This is a genomic window from Kolteria novifilia (assembly GCA_007748055.1).
Taxonomy (GTDB): Bacteria; Planctomycetota; Planctomycetia; order Kolteriales; family Kolteriaceae; genus Kolteria; species Kolteria novifilia.
This window is the reverse complement of record CP036279.1, coordinates 4,850,308-4,865,726: the sequence shown is the minus strand read 5'-3', so window position 1 is coordinate 4,865,726 and position 15,419 is coordinate 4,850,308. Positions and strand designations below refer to the sequence as shown.

Annotated in this window: 12 protein-coding genes; 2 read left to right on the top strand and 10 right to left on the bottom strand. The window is 61.2% G+C overall.

What is annotated here, in order from left to right:
* Positions 1-216: 216 nt before the first annotated feature.
* The 8 genes from Pan216_RS17875 to Pan216_RS17840 form a co-directional block, all read right to left on the bottom strand.
* Positions 217-696: an RrF2 family transcriptional regulator gene (locus Pan216_RS17875; protein WP_419192677.1), complete on the bottom strand. Its 480-nt coding sequence runs from the start codon at positions 694-696 to the stop codon at positions 217-219.
* 52 nt (positions 697-748) lie between these two features.
* Positions 749-1,189 (bottom strand): hypothetical protein, encoded by a 441-nt coding sequence (locus tag Pan216_RS17870; protein ID WP_145259940.1) that lies wholly within the window; start codon positions 1,187-1,189, stop codon positions 749-751.
* Between the two features lie 329 nt (positions 1,190-1,518).
* A complete protein-coding gene (locus tag Pan216_RS17865; RefSeq protein ID WP_145259939.1) occupies positions 1,519-2,133 on the bottom strand; it encodes an RNA polymerase sigma factor in 615 nt (204 codons plus the stop codon).
* Positions 2,134-2,391: 258 nt separating this feature from the next.
* Positions 2,392-3,765 (bottom strand): hypothetical protein, encoded by a 1,374-nt coding sequence (locus Pan216_RS17860; protein WP_145259937.1) that lies wholly within the window; start codon positions 3,763-3,765, stop codon positions 2,392-2,394.
* Positions 3,766-3,793: 28 nt separating this feature from the next.
* The gene (locus Pan216_RS17855) at positions 3,794-5,545 is read right to left on the bottom strand and encodes a serine/threonine protein kinase (RefSeq protein ID WP_145259935.1); all 1,752 of its coding nucleotides are present in this window, start codon (positions 5,543-5,545) and stop codon (positions 3,794-3,796) included.
* 13 nt (positions 5,546-5,558) lie between these two features.
* Complete coding sequence (locus Pan216_RS17850; RefSeq protein WP_145259933.1) at positions 5,559-6,191, bottom strand: FHA domain-containing protein; 633 nt, start codon at positions 6,189-6,191, stop codon at positions 5,559-5,561.
* Between the two features lie 190 nt (positions 6,192-6,381).
* Positions 6,382-7,182 carry a hypothetical protein gene (locus Pan216_RS17845; RefSeq protein ID WP_145259931.1) on the bottom strand — a complete coding sequence of 267 codons (801 nt, stop codon included), beginning with the start codon at positions 7,180-7,182 and terminating at the stop codon, positions 6,382-6,384.
* Positions 7,183-7,366: 184 nt separating this feature from the next.
* Positions 7,367-7,891, bottom strand: coding sequence for a hypothetical protein (locus Pan216_RS17840; protein WP_145259929.1), 525 nt, complete (start codon positions 7,889-7,891; stop codon positions 7,367-7,369).
* Between the two features lie 265 nt (positions 7,892-8,156).
* Between Pan216_RS17840 and Pan216_RS17835 the strand changes: the two genes are divergently transcribed.
* Complete coding sequence (locus Pan216_RS17835; protein WP_145259927.1) at positions 8,157-9,641, top strand: transglutaminase-like domain-containing protein; 1,485 nt, start codon at positions 8,157-8,159, stop codon at positions 9,639-9,641.
* Positions 9,642-10,124: 483 nt separating this feature from the next.
* Positions 10,125-10,727, top strand: coding sequence for a hypothetical protein (locus tag Pan216_RS17830; protein ID WP_145259926.1), 603 nt, complete (start codon positions 10,125-10,127; stop codon positions 10,725-10,727).
* A gap of 262 nt (positions 10,728-10,989) precedes the next feature.
* Here the strand turns inward: Pan216_RS17830 and tnpA are convergent, their stop codons facing one another.
* Positions 10,990-11,442 (bottom strand): IS200/IS605 family transposase, encoded by a 453-nt coding sequence (gene tnpA, locus Pan216_RS17825; protein ID WP_419192676.1) that lies wholly within the window; start codon positions 11,440-11,442, stop codon positions 10,990-10,992.
* 1,071 nt (positions 11,443-12,513) lie between these two features.
* Entirely contained in the window at positions 12,514-14,964 is a 2,451-nt protein-coding gene (locus Pan216_RS17820; protein ID WP_419192675.1) for a multiheme c-type cytochrome, read from the bottom strand.
* Positions 14,965-15,419: the final 455 nt, after the last annotated feature.

Sequence of the window (15,419 nt, the reverse complement as noted above, 5' to 3'; positions counted from 1 at the left end):
CCTCTCCCAGCGGGAGAGATCGACCTGGTTCCCCTCTCCCAGCGGGAGAGATCGACCTGGTTCCCCTCTCCCACAGGGAGAGGGGAAGGAGCGTCTCCTTGACAGCGCGACGAACCACCTCCGAGAGGCTCATGATGCACGCGACGTTGGCCAAGGGATCAATTCGTTTCCCATGACTCAGTCGGCGAACCAGCCATCAGAAGAGGGAGCCCGTTCCTAGGAACCGACTTTGCGGACGTTGTTGGAGTTGTTGCTGTTGTTGGAGCGTCCGATCGTTGGAATGATCGCTTGGGGAGCCTGCTCGCCGGCGATGTCGTCGACGGTGACGGTGGCGAGATACTCCATCATGCGCCGTTGTGACTCGCCGAGCACGCGCTTGAGCCGACAGTCGACTTCGATGGCGCACACGCCAGTCGAGCGGAGACAGTCCAAGAGGGCCGGTGGCCCCTCGAAGGTGTTGATCACCTCGGCGATCGGGATCGACTTAGGATCGCGAGCCAGGATACTTCCTCCTCCGCGACCTCGGCGGGCCTGAACGTAGCCTTGACGGCTCAGTTCCTGAATCACCTTGACAATGTGGTCGTGTGAAATGCCGAAGTAGGTGGCGATCTCTTCGGCGGTCACGGTTCGTCCCGTGTGCCAGCAGAGGTACATCAAGCACCGCAGGGCATAGTCGGTAAACAGATTGAGCTTCACATTCACCCCTTGCACGGCTTTGGCGGGCGTCCTCCGTGACTCGGGGCAACGATTAGCGATTTCGGCGAGGTAGATGTCCGACGCTGGTCTCAAAGAGTCGGCGTCGACGACGATCATGTTCCATGTCGGACGACGGGCGAGTCTCCACGGTGGAGCTCAAGTCGTCCAAGTTCGCCTGACACCAACGGCAGCCGATGACGTCCAGATGAAACCGCACGTAGTCGGTTTCCTCGGGCGCCAAGGCCTGAAGTAAGTAGGCACCAAGACGCTCGCGTGTGGGACACGTCAAGCGGTGCCTTCGCCAAATCGTTGCCACCGAGTGCTCGCCGGGATCCATGTCCTGGGTCACGTCGCGAAGGGCTTCGCGCCATTCGCTGCGTGTGCGTAACATCTGCTCGACCCGAGCAAGCTCCTCGTTGGACAGGGCTTCTTCCAGATACCCAACCAGCGCGACGCGGTTGGGACCGGAATCACAAGTAAAGCCGTGACCCATGATTTCATACCTGAGGGGGAAAGTTTGCAAATTGCATACCGCAAGTCCGTCTCCGAGCCCGAACTGCCCTAAGTGCGGTCCTTATCGTACCGAATCTCTTCGATCGGCGGCCGACTTCCTCGGCAATCTGTTCTTTTGGCGGGGAGATTGCAAGTGCTGACGGCAACTGCTGCCCAACTTCGAGGCGAAAATTGCGGGTTTCTCGCTTCCGTTGGCGCCCCTACGAAACGACTATCGCGAATGGCACGCCAACTGCCCCTCCACTCCTCCTGAATCGGGACGCGACGCGGTCAAGATTCGGGCGGGAACGGCCGAGTCGGGAAGGGGAGTCAGCCCTCCTCCTCGGGGGGACGCGAACGACGGGCGAGGCTCTCGATGACCTGGAACTTGTAGTTGGCGACTTGCTGTTCGGTCATCTCCAAGTAGCCGGCGACGTCCTTGTTGGCCCAACCTGCCAAAAACAGGAGTTCCACGCACTTGATTCGCTTGAAATCACCACGATGACGCCAGCGATCAAGGAGACTTCCCAGCGCGTCGCGCAGCCGCACCTCCTCACCCGCCATCCGTTCGGCGCTAGCGGCGATACTCGAGGCTCCGCGAATCCGTCCCTCGGGCTCGAACCCGTCCTGAGAGTCGGTGGCCCGGAGATCTCCCAAAAGGGCGAGCGGGTGACGGCCCGCTTTTCGAAGCTGATCCCGAATCTTGTGGGCGGCGATCGTGAAGAGGTAGCTCTCCAGATCGCGTGAGGAGTCGTAGTGAGGCAGGCTACGCAGGAAGCCGAGAAAGGTCTCCTGCAGGACATCGTCCGCAGCCGTCTTGTCGGCCAACCGCGCGCGGATGAACGAACTCAGACGGCTCTCGTAGAGGGAGATGAGCTCTTGCCAAGCCTCCTCGCTCCCCTCGCGAATTTTCTCGACAAGCCACGCGGTGGTCGTTTCGGTCATCGACCGCTTGGTTCCTTAATTGTGCTTCGGTCCCGTTGGAGATGGTTCATCGCCATCATAGCGGGGGCATGCCCACGCCGCCAGGCGGTTAAAGGCAGCGACGCGTCGTCGTGCTCTCGTCTTGCTTTGTGCTCCCACTCGTCGAGCCAGGGGCGCCAAGCCATGCTGGCGGTCTTGGCTTGGGCCGCTTCAATCAACGGACAGCCACCCAAAGAGAGGCTCTCTTCGTTCGCCCTTGACCATGGGAACGGAACTCGCTCAACCCACATCGACCAAGCGTCGGCCGGTGCCGAAGCGGAGAAAGATCGCGGCGCCGCCGAGAATCATGATCGCTCCGAGATACGTCTCGGCCAGGTGCAGTGTCCGAATGCGGTTGCGGTAGCGGAGGAACGTCTCGTGGGCCTGCTCGATTCGGTTTTGTGAGATGTCGGCGACGAGCGTCACCTCCTTGAGTGCGATCCCCTTACTGGGTGTGTCGGTGACTTGGCGCTTGGTGACAATGTCCTTCGCGATCCATTCGAGCGACGGTGTCCACGTTCCCGTCCTGGTTCCGGTTTCCAGAGACACCGCCGAGGCGACCAGTTTGGCGACGCGCCGAAGCTGCTGCAGATCGGCTTCGTCGAGATCGGCCCTTGGGTCGGCCTCGACGAGATAGGTCGAGACACCCGTGTGGAACATGAGCAGACGGTTGTCGGGATCGATCACGACATGGTGACCTTCCTCGGCCGGGTCGATGCGTTTGAACTGTTTGGGGGGACGCCGCAGCGCACGCAGCGCCGCTTTGTCGTCGGAAGTCGATTCGAAGTAGCCCGCCTCGGCATCGGCGGGAGCCGTCTCCTCCGAGGATGCGGCCGCCGCACTCGCGGGGAACGCCGCGGGACCAGCCGTGACCGAGGCCTCCCGGTCCAACCGCTTCACGGAGGAAGACTTTTGCGAGAGCGTGATGTTCCCTGACGAGTCGACATCGACGGCGGCCGCCGGAGCGACTTCCGCGGGGCGATCGGGAGGAGTCTGTTGGCTTGGTCGTCTCGTCGTGGAGCTTGCGGCCTCGGCGCGGTGATCACGGCCGGGTTCCGAGCGACGCACGCTAACCGTGAAGTAGCCGCCGACGAGGAAGATCGCGAGCAGGATTCCCAGCGTGGTCATGATCGGCGCCGCCCAGGAACTTGGGCGACGGTCGCGCCGAAGGCGATGCGGGCCGTTGGCGAACGAGTCCTCATGAGCGTGCGGACCTTGTTCGTGGCGAATCGGCTCGCCCGTGAATCGTTTGAAGAGATAGACGCCGGTCGCGATCGCAATCGCGAGCGGGGCGATTCCGATGAACAGAGGGGCGCCGATGCCAAGGAGTATCAACGGCAGCACCGAGACGACGAGGACGCCGACGACGCCGAGGCCGATTCCCAACGAGGTGGCCGCCAGGCGGACGAAGACCTGCGGCAAGCTCTCCGGAGACGGAGCGGGCGGTGTCGACGGCGCTGGGGGGAGACCGTGGACAACGGCCCGCTCCGCTTGGGGGGCTCGAGCAGGGGCGAAATCATCGCGACCATCGTCGTCGTGCGTGCTGACCAAACACAGCATGCCTTTGAACAAGGCGGCCGCCGCGATGGTCGCGCCAACGATGAACAGAATCACCAGGACAAGTCCGCTGAATACCACTGGATTACCCTCCCGCCGGGCGACGGCGTCGCTTCATCGTCTCGAAGGGACTGACCCATTGGACGATGACCGCGGTTGACGCGAGCAGACAGCCGAACCAAAGGACTTCCGGCCCACGCTGCATCAACGCGGCGATGACCATTCCGAGGCACGATGGCCAGATCACCCAACCGAGGCTGAAACGCTCGGCTCTCTTCGGACTGACCAGCCGCGACCAATTGGGCAACGAGAACGAGAGCCCGAAGAGGGTCGCGTAGACGAGCACCATCGGGATGACACTTTTGAGTCCCTCCTGCGAGAAGGGGTTCTGACCCAGGGCCAACGGCACCGGTAGTTGATGATCGATCCAAATGTTGATGCCGGCCGCGAGCACGCCTAGGCCTAGGCCGAAGATCAATAGGTTGAGCCGTCTGGCCGCGCGGTCGGTTTGGCGAAACCGCCACCAACGCGCGAAGACGAGCAGGCCCCAACTCGCCGTGCCCGACATCACCGCGAGGGTCAGGTGGTTTTTGAAGTACTCGGTCACCTCGGGAACGCGATTGTGGAAGACGATCTCGTACGTCAGCGCGATCGCGGGCATGACGAACGACAGCACGCCCGCCAGAAAGAGTGACCAAAGCGTGTTGGAAAGTTCGCGCCGCGTCGCCTGCGGAGTTCCCGGCAGGGGAGGCAGCGTGTTGGCCAACGGTGACGGAAACCGGCCGCGTTCGCGATAGGGCGTCGTGCGGCCGAGCCCTTCCTCCTTCTTCTTCTGCCGCGGAGGCAGCGCGTCGACGCGTCCGGCTCCGGCGAGTCCCAAGCCCGCCGCGACGGCGTCGCGCAGTTCACGCGCCGTCGCGAATCGTTCGCCCGGCTCCTTCGAGAAGGCCTTGGCGAAGATTGGTTTGAGCGACTTGTCGAGTCGCCCCAGATCGGGCTCGGCGGTCAGGTGCTTCATGAGCACTTCGGCGGAGGTTTCGCCGTCGAAGGGAACGTCGGCGGTGATCATCTCGTAGGCCATGATCGCGACCGCGTAGACGTCGACGCTGCGACCGTAGTTGCCCGTGGAGACCTCCGGAGCCATGTAGTGGACCGTTCCGACGCTCTCGGTCTGACCACTGCGGCGCGACTGGGTGATGAACTTGCTCAGTCCATAGTCGCCGACCTTGATCACGCCATGCTCGCTGAAGATGTTCGCGGGCTTGAGGTCGCGATGCACGATCCCGTGGTCGTGCAGATAGTCGACCGCCGCGGCGATGCCGCCGAGCCACTCGAGGACCTCATGGCGATCGAGCGATCCGTCGGCTTTGTCGAGACGAGTTCGCAAACTGTCGCCGCCGAGGTGCTCCATCACCACCCAGCTCTCGCCGGCGGCGTTCTCGCGGACATCGAAGATGCTAAGAAGATTGGCGTGTTTGAGATTCAAGCATTGAGCGATGCCGCGGCGTTCGACGTCGAGGTAGCGCCGGATCAACTTGAGGGCGACCTCCTTGCCGCCGTCGCTGATCGCGTAGTAGACTTCGCCGAACCCTCCCACGCCGAGGCCGCGTTTGATGGTGTAGCCGTCCAAGGGGCGGGCACCCGACTTGTACGTGAACTCCATCATCGCTTTACCTTCTTTTGGCTTTGCCAAGGGAGCCGCCTTCTCGACGGTGGCGGGCATCTCGGGTACCTCCGCGACAGGCTGTCTGAATGGATACTTCCACGGATGTCTCTTGTGATCGGCGGCGACTTCGCTCTTGGTTCGCGGCCGCATCTTCGGAAACCGACAGATCACCTCTCGCTCCGTCCTATCGTCCCGTTTCGTCAACGGACTCGAAACTGAAACTGCCCCAGTCGGCCTCGACGTGGGAACGGGGCGTCAATGGTCCGGCCCTGTCGTGGGAAACACCATCGATCACCAGAGGCGTCTCCGATTGTACCCAGTAGCGATCGTGCTCTCGTCGGATGAAGACCGACGCGGGCCAATGGGTTCGTATGTGAGCGTCCGGATGATCGGCCAACAGGCATAGATCGCCGAGCAGCAAGACCGCGTCGAGCCCCAAGGGCAAGCGATGGTGACTCTCGATCTCCAGACGTGCGGTGGTGCTCCAAGGCATCGGCTGGCGATACTTGAGCCGAACCCCCTCCATCGTGATCTCATCGCCGTCGTGGAGGAGAAAGCTCTCTCCCTTCTCGCCGTTGACGCTCGTAGGAGCGTGGGCGGTGAGCACGACGCCGCTCTCGTCCCGCTTGATGTCGGCGTGATGTTCGGCCAATCCGCCCATGATGGCGATGTCATTGTCGGAGCACCCGAGGTTTCCCACGCGGAGTTCCGTCTTGGTGAAGGTGAGAAATCCACCTACCGCGTCGATCCACCAGTGGATCCGCTCCGGCCAACCGATCTCGTCCAGCGCCGTCACCTTGCGACCTCGTGCTTGCATCCCCTTGTTCCAGGTTATGCCAGCCAGACACCGCTCGACAAGGGAGTCCCGTCGTGGCAGGCCGAAAGGGGCTCGCCGACCCTTTCGACCTACCGGGAATCCAGAGTGACTGACGGGACTACTCATCGTGCCGACCCTCGACGTGATCCTCGCGACGTTGCTGGCCCAAGTCGCTTCCGGTTGACCTCGATTAGATGGCGGCCTGGTGCTTTTCCGAGCTGCCGTGGTCCAAACCGAAGTGACGGTCGATCTGCTCGTCCAAGTTGGACGGGGGGAGATCTTCCACCGGGATCCGCTTGATCAAGTCGCCTTGCTGCTCGGCCAGACGGGTCTCGACGGTGAGCCGATCATTGAGCTCATCGATGAGCTGCTGGGTCTGGGAGAGCCGGCTATCGTCGATGACGAAGCGATTGGCGGTCTTCGTCGCTTGAACGAGCGTGTGCTTGGCCTCGAGGGCGGCAAGCTCCGATTCGAGCGACTCTTGAGCCGCGACGAGTTCATCGAACTTCGACTGAGCGGCGCGAAGGGCCTCTTCCCGGGAAGCGAGTGTCGCCTCCTTGGTTTTCAGAGCCTCCTCGGCCCGCTTGTAGGAGGCGAACCGCCGGTGCAGTTCCGCCTTCATTTCGTCGGACGAGTACGAACGACCACTGACGACGTAGACATTTTGACCCTTGTTCAGATGATCGCGAAGCGAGAGAATCGCGATCTTCTCTTGGTCCAGTTTGGTCGAAATCTGATCAATCTCGCGTCCCAAACGGTCGATTTTGACCTCTTCCTCGGCGATATTCTTCATCGCCTTTTGCACATCCGGGCCGAGTTCGCTTGCGAGTTGGCGCGCCCGACGGATCTCGAATTCGATCGGAACCTGTCCGAAGACATAGCGTTGGACCTCGGCGACCCCGGTACGGGCATAGCTGCCGACACTGGTGCCGAACATGAGGTAACTTCCGACCGTAAGCAGGCCGATGCCGGCCAGAGCCTTGCGAATCATCGTCGTCTCCTTTGTTTCGTGAAGCCGGTCCGCGCCGATTTCCATTCGCGACCAAGGCGTGGCGCTGGACGTGCCGACACGGTTGATTCGCCGGGCATTGGGAGATCTTGGGAGAAGTTCAGAAAAATGTCAGGAAGGAGATCTGGAGAGGAATTGGAGTGGTAAGCAGTTTCGGTGTATAGGGTTAGGTGTTCTCGTTTGGCTGGCCCGCGCGCAGATCCTCGCAAATCGCCTCGAACGCGTCGCGATAGCGGAGCGAGGTCATGTGAATGTGCTCGCCATCGCTGATGAGGGGAAGATTTTCGTCCCGATCGATGCTCAATCGGCGCAAAATCGCCTGAAATCGGGCCAAATTCTTCCCATAAACGAAGAAAATCTTGTGTTCGTCGAGCTGAATCTCGACCGGAATCTCCGGATCGATGACCGCTAAGCTCAGGCAGCCATCCTGCATGAACGACTCCGCGAACGTGTGGCAAGTGCTGATCAGGTTCCCAATCGCGACGTGCTCGAGCACCACTTCTCGCGGCTCGTTCGCCGTTCCGTCAAGACCGTGATGCGAGCCCACCACGACATCGACCTCATCGGAAAGTCGCGAGAGCATCGCGATCATGACGTCGAAGAGATTTTCCGCAGAAATGCTCGCCGCGAGCATCAGGATCTCGGCGTTTCCGCTGGAATAGGTATCGACGCGGAACCCTTCCCGAGGCACGATCCCTCCACGCGGAGCCGGTCGGATCGCTCCGGTGAGCTCGAATTCGCCGAATCGCAGATGTGTTCCGAGCGGATCGCTCTTGGGAGATTCGTTCCAAGAGCTGACCGGCCCTTCTTGACCCGTCAAAGTGTCCCTCGATAATTCGGAGAGCGGTCTTCGTCAATCATGGGCGACTCTTGCGACGCTACACCATCGCAAGGCTTGCCCGCAAGTTCCATTCCGGGCTTCCCCTGGTCAATCGTTTTCCAAGAAGGAACTCCCCATGCGATTCTTGCTGGCCTTGATTCTTTTGGCTCCCACTCCGCTCCTCGCCGCGGAGACTCGGCCGGCGGGCATCGCGGACGAATGGGATGTCGCTTACATCGGACCGGTCAAGGTCGGTACTCTTCATACGATCGTCGATCGCCGAGATGCTGGCGGCCAAATGATTGTTCATGTTCGCCAATCGGTCGACCTGTCGATCAAGCGATTCTCCGATCGCATGAAACTTTCGATGAAGACCGATTCCTACGAGTTGCCCGATGGACAACTCTACGCCTTCGACATGGTCACGCAAATGGCAACCCAGGCCCAGCGGACCCAAGGACGGCTCGGCGATGGAGGCGACCAGTTCCAACTCACCATCCAAACTCCGGGCAAGAACGAGACCGTCTCCATCCCTTGGAGCAAGGAGGTGCTCGGTCCTTACGCTCCCCAACGACTGCTTGCCGAGAACCCGCTCGAACCGGGCGAGGAGTTGAGCTTCAAAACCTTTCTCCCGGAACTCAACGCCGTCACCACGACGACCCTCAAGGCCAAGCGGCGCGAAGAGACGACGATGCTCGACGGCTCCAAACAAGAACTCCTGCTGATCGAGGCGACGCAGGACAAGGTTCCCGCCACGATGACGATGTGGGTCAACGACAAGGGGCAGGCTCTCAAGACGACGATGCCGATGGGGGGGCTCGCGCTGACCGTCTACCGCGTCAGCCGGGCCGAAGCCCTCGAAACCCCGACCACCGGCGACGTCGACCTCGGCTACGAGACGCTCGTCAAGCTCGACAAGAAGGTCCAACGAGCCCACGACACCAAGTCGATCACTTACCGCCTCCTCGGCGACGATGCCGACACCTTGACGTCGATCCCCGAGACCGATGCCCAAAAGGTACTCGGCCGCGACGAGAAGTCCGTTCGGCTCAAGGTCAGTCGCCAGGTGCCGCCCAAGGATCAACGAACGATCGACGATTCGGTCGCGACCGAGTACCTCGAGGCCAATGCCTTTATCCAGTCGGACAATCCCGAAATCGCCAGGATCGCCAAGGATCTCGTCGGCAATCAGCCCGATCCTTGGAAGAAGGTGACCCGGCTCGAGGAATGGGTCGACAAGAACATGACCAACGTCGCGTTCAATATCGGCTTCGCGACCGCCGCCGAGGTGATCCAGACGCGCAACGGCGACTGCACCGAGCACGCGGTCTTGCTCGCGGCGCTCTGCCGTGCCGTCGGCGTCCCGGCGCGAGTCGCGATGGGGCTGGTCTATCTCGAACGGACGCACGTTCTCGGCTACCACATGTGGACCGAGGTCAACATTGGCGGCAAATGGTACGCCGTCGACGGCACCCTCGGTCGCGGCGGCATCGGTGGCGGTCACATCAAACTCGCCGACGGCAGCCTCAAGGGCTCCTCCGCGATGCAGACCTTCATGCCCATCTTCAACGTCATCGGCAAACTCAAGGTCCAAATCGAAGACGTCGAACAGGTGCAGTAGCGGCCAGTTTAATTAGTGTTCGTCGCGTGGGATGTGGCATCGTGTAGGGTGGGCCTGAGACCCACGAACGGTCGGGAACGATGACATGCGCTGATCAACGCCATGGCTGCCTTCTGATGCCGTGCATCAAACGGCGGTTCGCAGGAAGTGCCAACACTGGCCAGAACACCGTTGCCGTTGGACGGATGTCGCGACACGACGCCCCCAGCCGCGAAGGCGGCGGCATCACGTAGCCTCGCACGTGAGTGCGAGGAAACCGAACCAACAACATCCCTGAGCCCTGAATGGGCGATACCTTCCCGTGGATAACTCGCCGATGTCGCCCCTTCAGGGCTCTGTATCCCTTTGGCGTTGGTTAACCTGGGGCTTACGCCGCCAGGCTAGGTGATGTCGCCGCTGCGCGGCTGATGAATTCCCATCCAACAGGCGGTATGCTGAAGACGTGAAACGAGGACGTCGCGAACTCCCAATGGGCGTCCATTCATGACCTTTGCACGCCTCAAGACGTACGTTGTTGCGGCACTCCTTGCCGTCACGGTTGTCGTCGTTGTCGAGAAAACAGGAATGCGTGGCTTGGCGGCTTGTGCGCTCGCGGCCGTGGGAGCTGCGATCGGTGCCGAAATCGCAAGGGAGTCGTCATTCCGGACCGTTGAGCCCCTCCTCGTGTCGATCGGCGGCGCCGTCGCCAGTCTATTCGCCGGCGCAAGCGAGCTCCCGAAGTTTCCCTCCGACGGCAAGATGTCGCAGCCGATGAATCTGTTGGTCGGCGTGCTCGTGAGCTCGATGGCATGGGCGCTGGTGATGCGCGATCGGAGAGTCCATCATCGGGGGAACCTGCTGATCCTGCTTCCGTCGTTGTTGCTGGCGGGATTGTTCGTCGGGGCGATGGTTTGGGGATTGGGCTGGATCACCGGCGAGATTCATCCGTTCGACTACGCTCTCTACTTCAAGATCTTCCTGGCCGTCGGCCTCGTTGGCGGGCTTCTCGCGACGATTCCGTACCTGGTCGAGTGGTTCTTGGCCGAGAGAGGAGACGTTGGGAGGACGACCGAAACCAACACGCCAACGCCGAGTGAGAACGTGTAGCTGCAGAACGGGCGCCGCCGACCGTCTCAGCTCCGTAAGATGTCATCGTCTCGTGTCATGAGTCGTTCACCTATCTCCTAAGCCGCGAATGCGGTGGCATCACGTAGCCTCGCACGTGAGTGCGAGGTCACCGAACCAACAACATCCCCGAGCCCCGAAGGGGCGACATCACGTAGCCTGGTGGCGTTAGCCCCAGGGAAAATGAATCGACCTCGGATCCGAGCCCCGAAGGGGCGGCACGGATATCGGCCTGGGAATCTCTCTACCCCAACATGAATCGTTCGTCGAACTCGATGTGATGTTTGCGTAACAACTCGCGAAACTCCTCTTCGAACGAGCGAGTCCGGTGATGTTCCGCCTGATTCCGAATGTAGGCATCGACGACGTCCACCTGCGATTCGCTCACCGTGAACGCGCCGTAGCCGCGTTGCCACGACAACCTGCCGCGACTTTGTCCGCGTTCATTGAGCCAACGGGTCGAATTTGATTTCACCGTTTGCAGCAAGTGAGAAATCGGAAGACTTGCCGGAAGACGCACCAAGAGATGAAGGTGATCGGGCATGCCGCCGATTTGAAGTTGTGAGCCCTCCAGGTTGCGAATGACGCCGGCGGTAAACGCAAAGAGTTCATCACGAATCGACGCGTCCATCCAGGGATATCGATCTTTCGTGCTGAAGACGACATGGTAGACGAGTTTCGTGAAGGATCCGGCCATCGTGTTCTTCGCTCCCGATGTCGCCCCTTCAGGGCTTGGAATCAACGGTCGTCCGAATACCTGGGGCTTACGCCGCCAGGCTAGGTGATGTCGCCGCGTTCGCGGCTCAGGCAAACGACGGGAGCGACTTGCTACCATCCTGTCCGGACCGACGATCCGACGAGGAGCGACTTGCAACCACCTCGTCCAGACCGACGGTCTTTTCCGCTCGATGGCCGGTATCGGTTCAATCCTTCTGATAGCGTCTCAAGGTCCAGCCGGCGATCGGCTCTCATCCGCTGTGACGAAGAGAACGCCGACGAGGACAGGGAGAATGTTCAACACGGAATAGCTCCTACTACCTTGCCTGATCTCGCGATGAGACCTCCGTCTAAACTCTGATCGCGAGAAGGGATGCCGTCAAGGTCGTATGGGTGAATTGTCTCATTCTCGAGGTTGGGGGAATTGCGAAACGCCGTCGTTGCTATTCACTCCCTCAGCCGCGAAGGCGGCGGCATCACGTAGCCTCGCACGTGAGTGCGAGGAAACCGAACCAACAACATCCCTGAGCCCTGAATGGGCGATACCTTCCCGTGGATACCTCGCCGATGTCGCCCCTTCAGGGCTTTGAAACAATGGGCGCCCGATGACCTGGGGCTTGCGCCACCAGGTTGCGTGATGTCGCCGCTGCGCGGCTGATGAATTCCCATCCAACAGGCGGCATGCTGAAGACGTGAAACGAGGACGTCGCGAACTCCCAATGGGCGGCAGATCGTGACATTCAGCCGGCCCACGACGCTCGCCGACCTCTCCCCCAGGAAAGGTGAACCTGGCAGCGAGCAGCCCGTTGATCTATTCGACGCCGACTTCGAACGGTGCTTTCTACCAATCTCGGCGTCAACGAATCTCGACGAATCTACCAATTCGCCTCCGTTTCTATTCCTTGATCTTGGCCAACATGGCTCGTTCTCGCCTTGGCTCACTCAAATCAACGGACTGCTAGGAATAGACCAACCGCCGTCGACATCACGTACCTCAATGCAGGCGTGGGGATGACGCCCGTCGCGATTCGAAACATGGCTCGATGGAGCGCTACGTCGATCCCTCGCGATCGCCCTCGAAGAGGGGGCGGATGCGGCGACGATGGTAGATGGCTCCGCCGATGGCGAGCATCGGAATCAGTGCGACGATTCCGAGTTGCAGCCAGGCACTCATCAAGACGACTTTGTGAACGAGTTGGTCGTGCTCAATGTTGGTCTTGGGAAGCTGGCCGGTGTACTTCGCGACGTGATGGAGAAAACTGGTGGCCAATGACTGGTTGGGAAGCTCTTTGTGACAGGCAAGGCACGTACCCTCGCGACTGATGTGGAGTTGTTCCTCGCGCGTAAAGGCTCGCGAGAGTTGAAAGTGGTGCCCGACCGTCGCGACTTGATTTCCCTGCTCGTCGACAATCCGCGACCAGTCGTGATCGAGGTTCTCGATCGCTTCCATCTGAGGCTGGTACTGCTTCGGAAGGATCTGCTTGTCGGCCGTCTCGAGATCGACGACGTGCTCCTCGTTCCAGGGACGGGTTCCATCAATCCCTAGTCCCAAGGCCTTTTTCGAGGCGTGGCAGGACTCGCACGAGCGAGCCTGTTTCGTGGTCGTGTGGGGTTGGGTCGGGCTCATGTCGATCGAGAGTTGCCCTTCCTCGCTGCGTTCGAGCCCCGGATCGACCTTGTAGATGTGGTTGACGAGAATCGGTTCGCCGTCCTCGCCGATGATGGTGACCGAAGGCTGGCATCCGGGGGCCAGTGGCGTGACGCGACCCTCGCCGTTGATGCCGAGCATCGGCTCTTCCCAGCGCAAGTACGATCGCTGCTCGGTCACCTTGCCGGGGATGATGGTGTCGTAGCCTTCTTCGCCCCGGTCGGCGCGATGGTCCTTCTCCTCGTGCTTGCGTCCCGCGGCGACCCAGTCGAACCCCTTGAGCGACTCCAGGCACTCGGGGCACTTGTGCTTCTGCGAGAAATCGACCTTCACGTGGCAACCGTAACACTGGGGCGTCCAGCTCGAATGGCAGGCGTAGCACTCCATCCGGTCGAGGTGCTTGGCGACGCCGCCCATCGCCACGGTCCCTTCCTGACTGACCTTCTTTTCCGCGAAGAGCTGTTTCAGGGTTTTGATGCGGAGGTCCTTGCCCGCCGCGGTATGGACGATGACCTCGTCGCCATCGCGGACGACGTTTTCGTAGGGATTGCCCCGCGCGGTGAGCAGATAGCCGTCGCGAGCGTCGTAGATGGTTCCCTGATGGGTATGGTCGAGTTGCCTGGTGGCGACGCCGCGCGCCGAACCGCTTGCGGGCTTCATCGCGAATTCGTCCATGAACCCGAGCGGCAATTCCCACGGATAGCGATCGGGCGTCCCGTGACAGTCGGCGCACTCGATCTGCACCGAGGCCAGGTTGGCCGCCGCCAGGAAGCCGTCACTGTGGACGTCGTTGGAGGTGTGACAATCTTGGCACGTCATCCCCTTCTGGTAGTGGATGTCCTGTTCCATCGCGATGTAGTGCTTGGTGTGAAGCGCGGGCTGGGGGCCGCCATCGGCCGCGTAAGGCGAGTGGTAGGGCGTCTCCATCAGGCCTTGAAACGACACTCCGATGCGCTTGCCCCGGTCGTGGCACGTGGTGCACGTCTCGACTGGAATCCCGCTGTAGGTGGTCTCGTGAACGGTTACCTTGGCGTCGCGGGTTCCCTGGATCGTATGGACGAGCATGTGGCCCGTCGCCTCGCGGTTGATGGTCGGATCGCCACCTTCGTAGAAGCCCTCGTTGCTGTAGGGCGTATGGCACGACGAGCAACCGATGCCGCGAAAGTCGCCACGCTTCTGGCGTCCCTTGACCGCGTGGTGGCAACGCTGGCACTCTTGCCGGATGTACGTGAACGCGGCGAGGGTCGGATCCTCCTTGAGGCGGTGGAGTTCGTCGAACCTGAGAGCCTCGGGAAGGGGTTCGTGGGCGTCGACGAAGACGTCCGGTTCGATCTGTTTGAGACGTCGCATGTAGTCGCGATAGATGTCGGTCCCGAGCCTGGCCTTGGGATCGCTGGGATTCTTCACGGCATAGTTGGCCCAACGGTGCTGATAGCCTGTCAGGGATCCAAACGCCCAACAGACCCCTTGGATCTTTCCGGCCTCGGTCATCATCAGGCTGGTCCATTGAACGTCGACGTGCTTCTGGTGGCACTGGCCGCAGGTGTGCTGATTGATCCACGGACTACCTGGAGCGGGATAGAAGTCCGTCGCGTGAGCCCCACCATGGGCGATGGTCTTGTCCTTGGTTTCTTTGGGATCGCCGCCGTGACAGACGATGCACCCCGCGGAATCGCCCAGGAGTCGGCCGCGATCCATGATCTGCCGCATCATGGGCGAGTTCGGATCGCGGATCAGTTCGATGCCGGCATGGCACTTCATGCAGCCGGAGTTGGCCGCTTCGGGGAAGTGCTTGATGATCGGGTCGGCCCCGCGCGACATGCTGGCCGAGAGCGACAGGAGCGAGAGTGCCACGACGCGAAGGTATCCCCGTGAGGGAAACAACACACGTGCATTGATGCGTGAGACCGCAGCCGTGAACAAGACAATCGCTCCATGTCGAAAGGGAGAGGCGTCACGTCGTCTCCATGGGCTCGTCGACCCACGCGATTCGAGGCGAAGAAAGCGGCGACGCGGAATTGGCCACTGTGATCGGCGTCGCCACGAACGTCAAGCCCGGCTCGGCGGAGAATGCGATGGCCGGGGCTCGGTTGGTCCTCTCGAAGACCTCGTTGTCGCCCGTCGATGGTGCCTGAAGAGAAATCGCCTTGGCGCCGGAGAGGAGTGACATCTTGGTACCGCCCCGGAGCTAGTTCTCTCGAAACGAGTCACCGGCGATTTCTCGTGCAATCGGGGCTGGGTTCGACCACCATGGGGGCCAACCTACCGGGAAAACCTCACCGTCGACCCTCGCCGGATTCGCGGTCGAC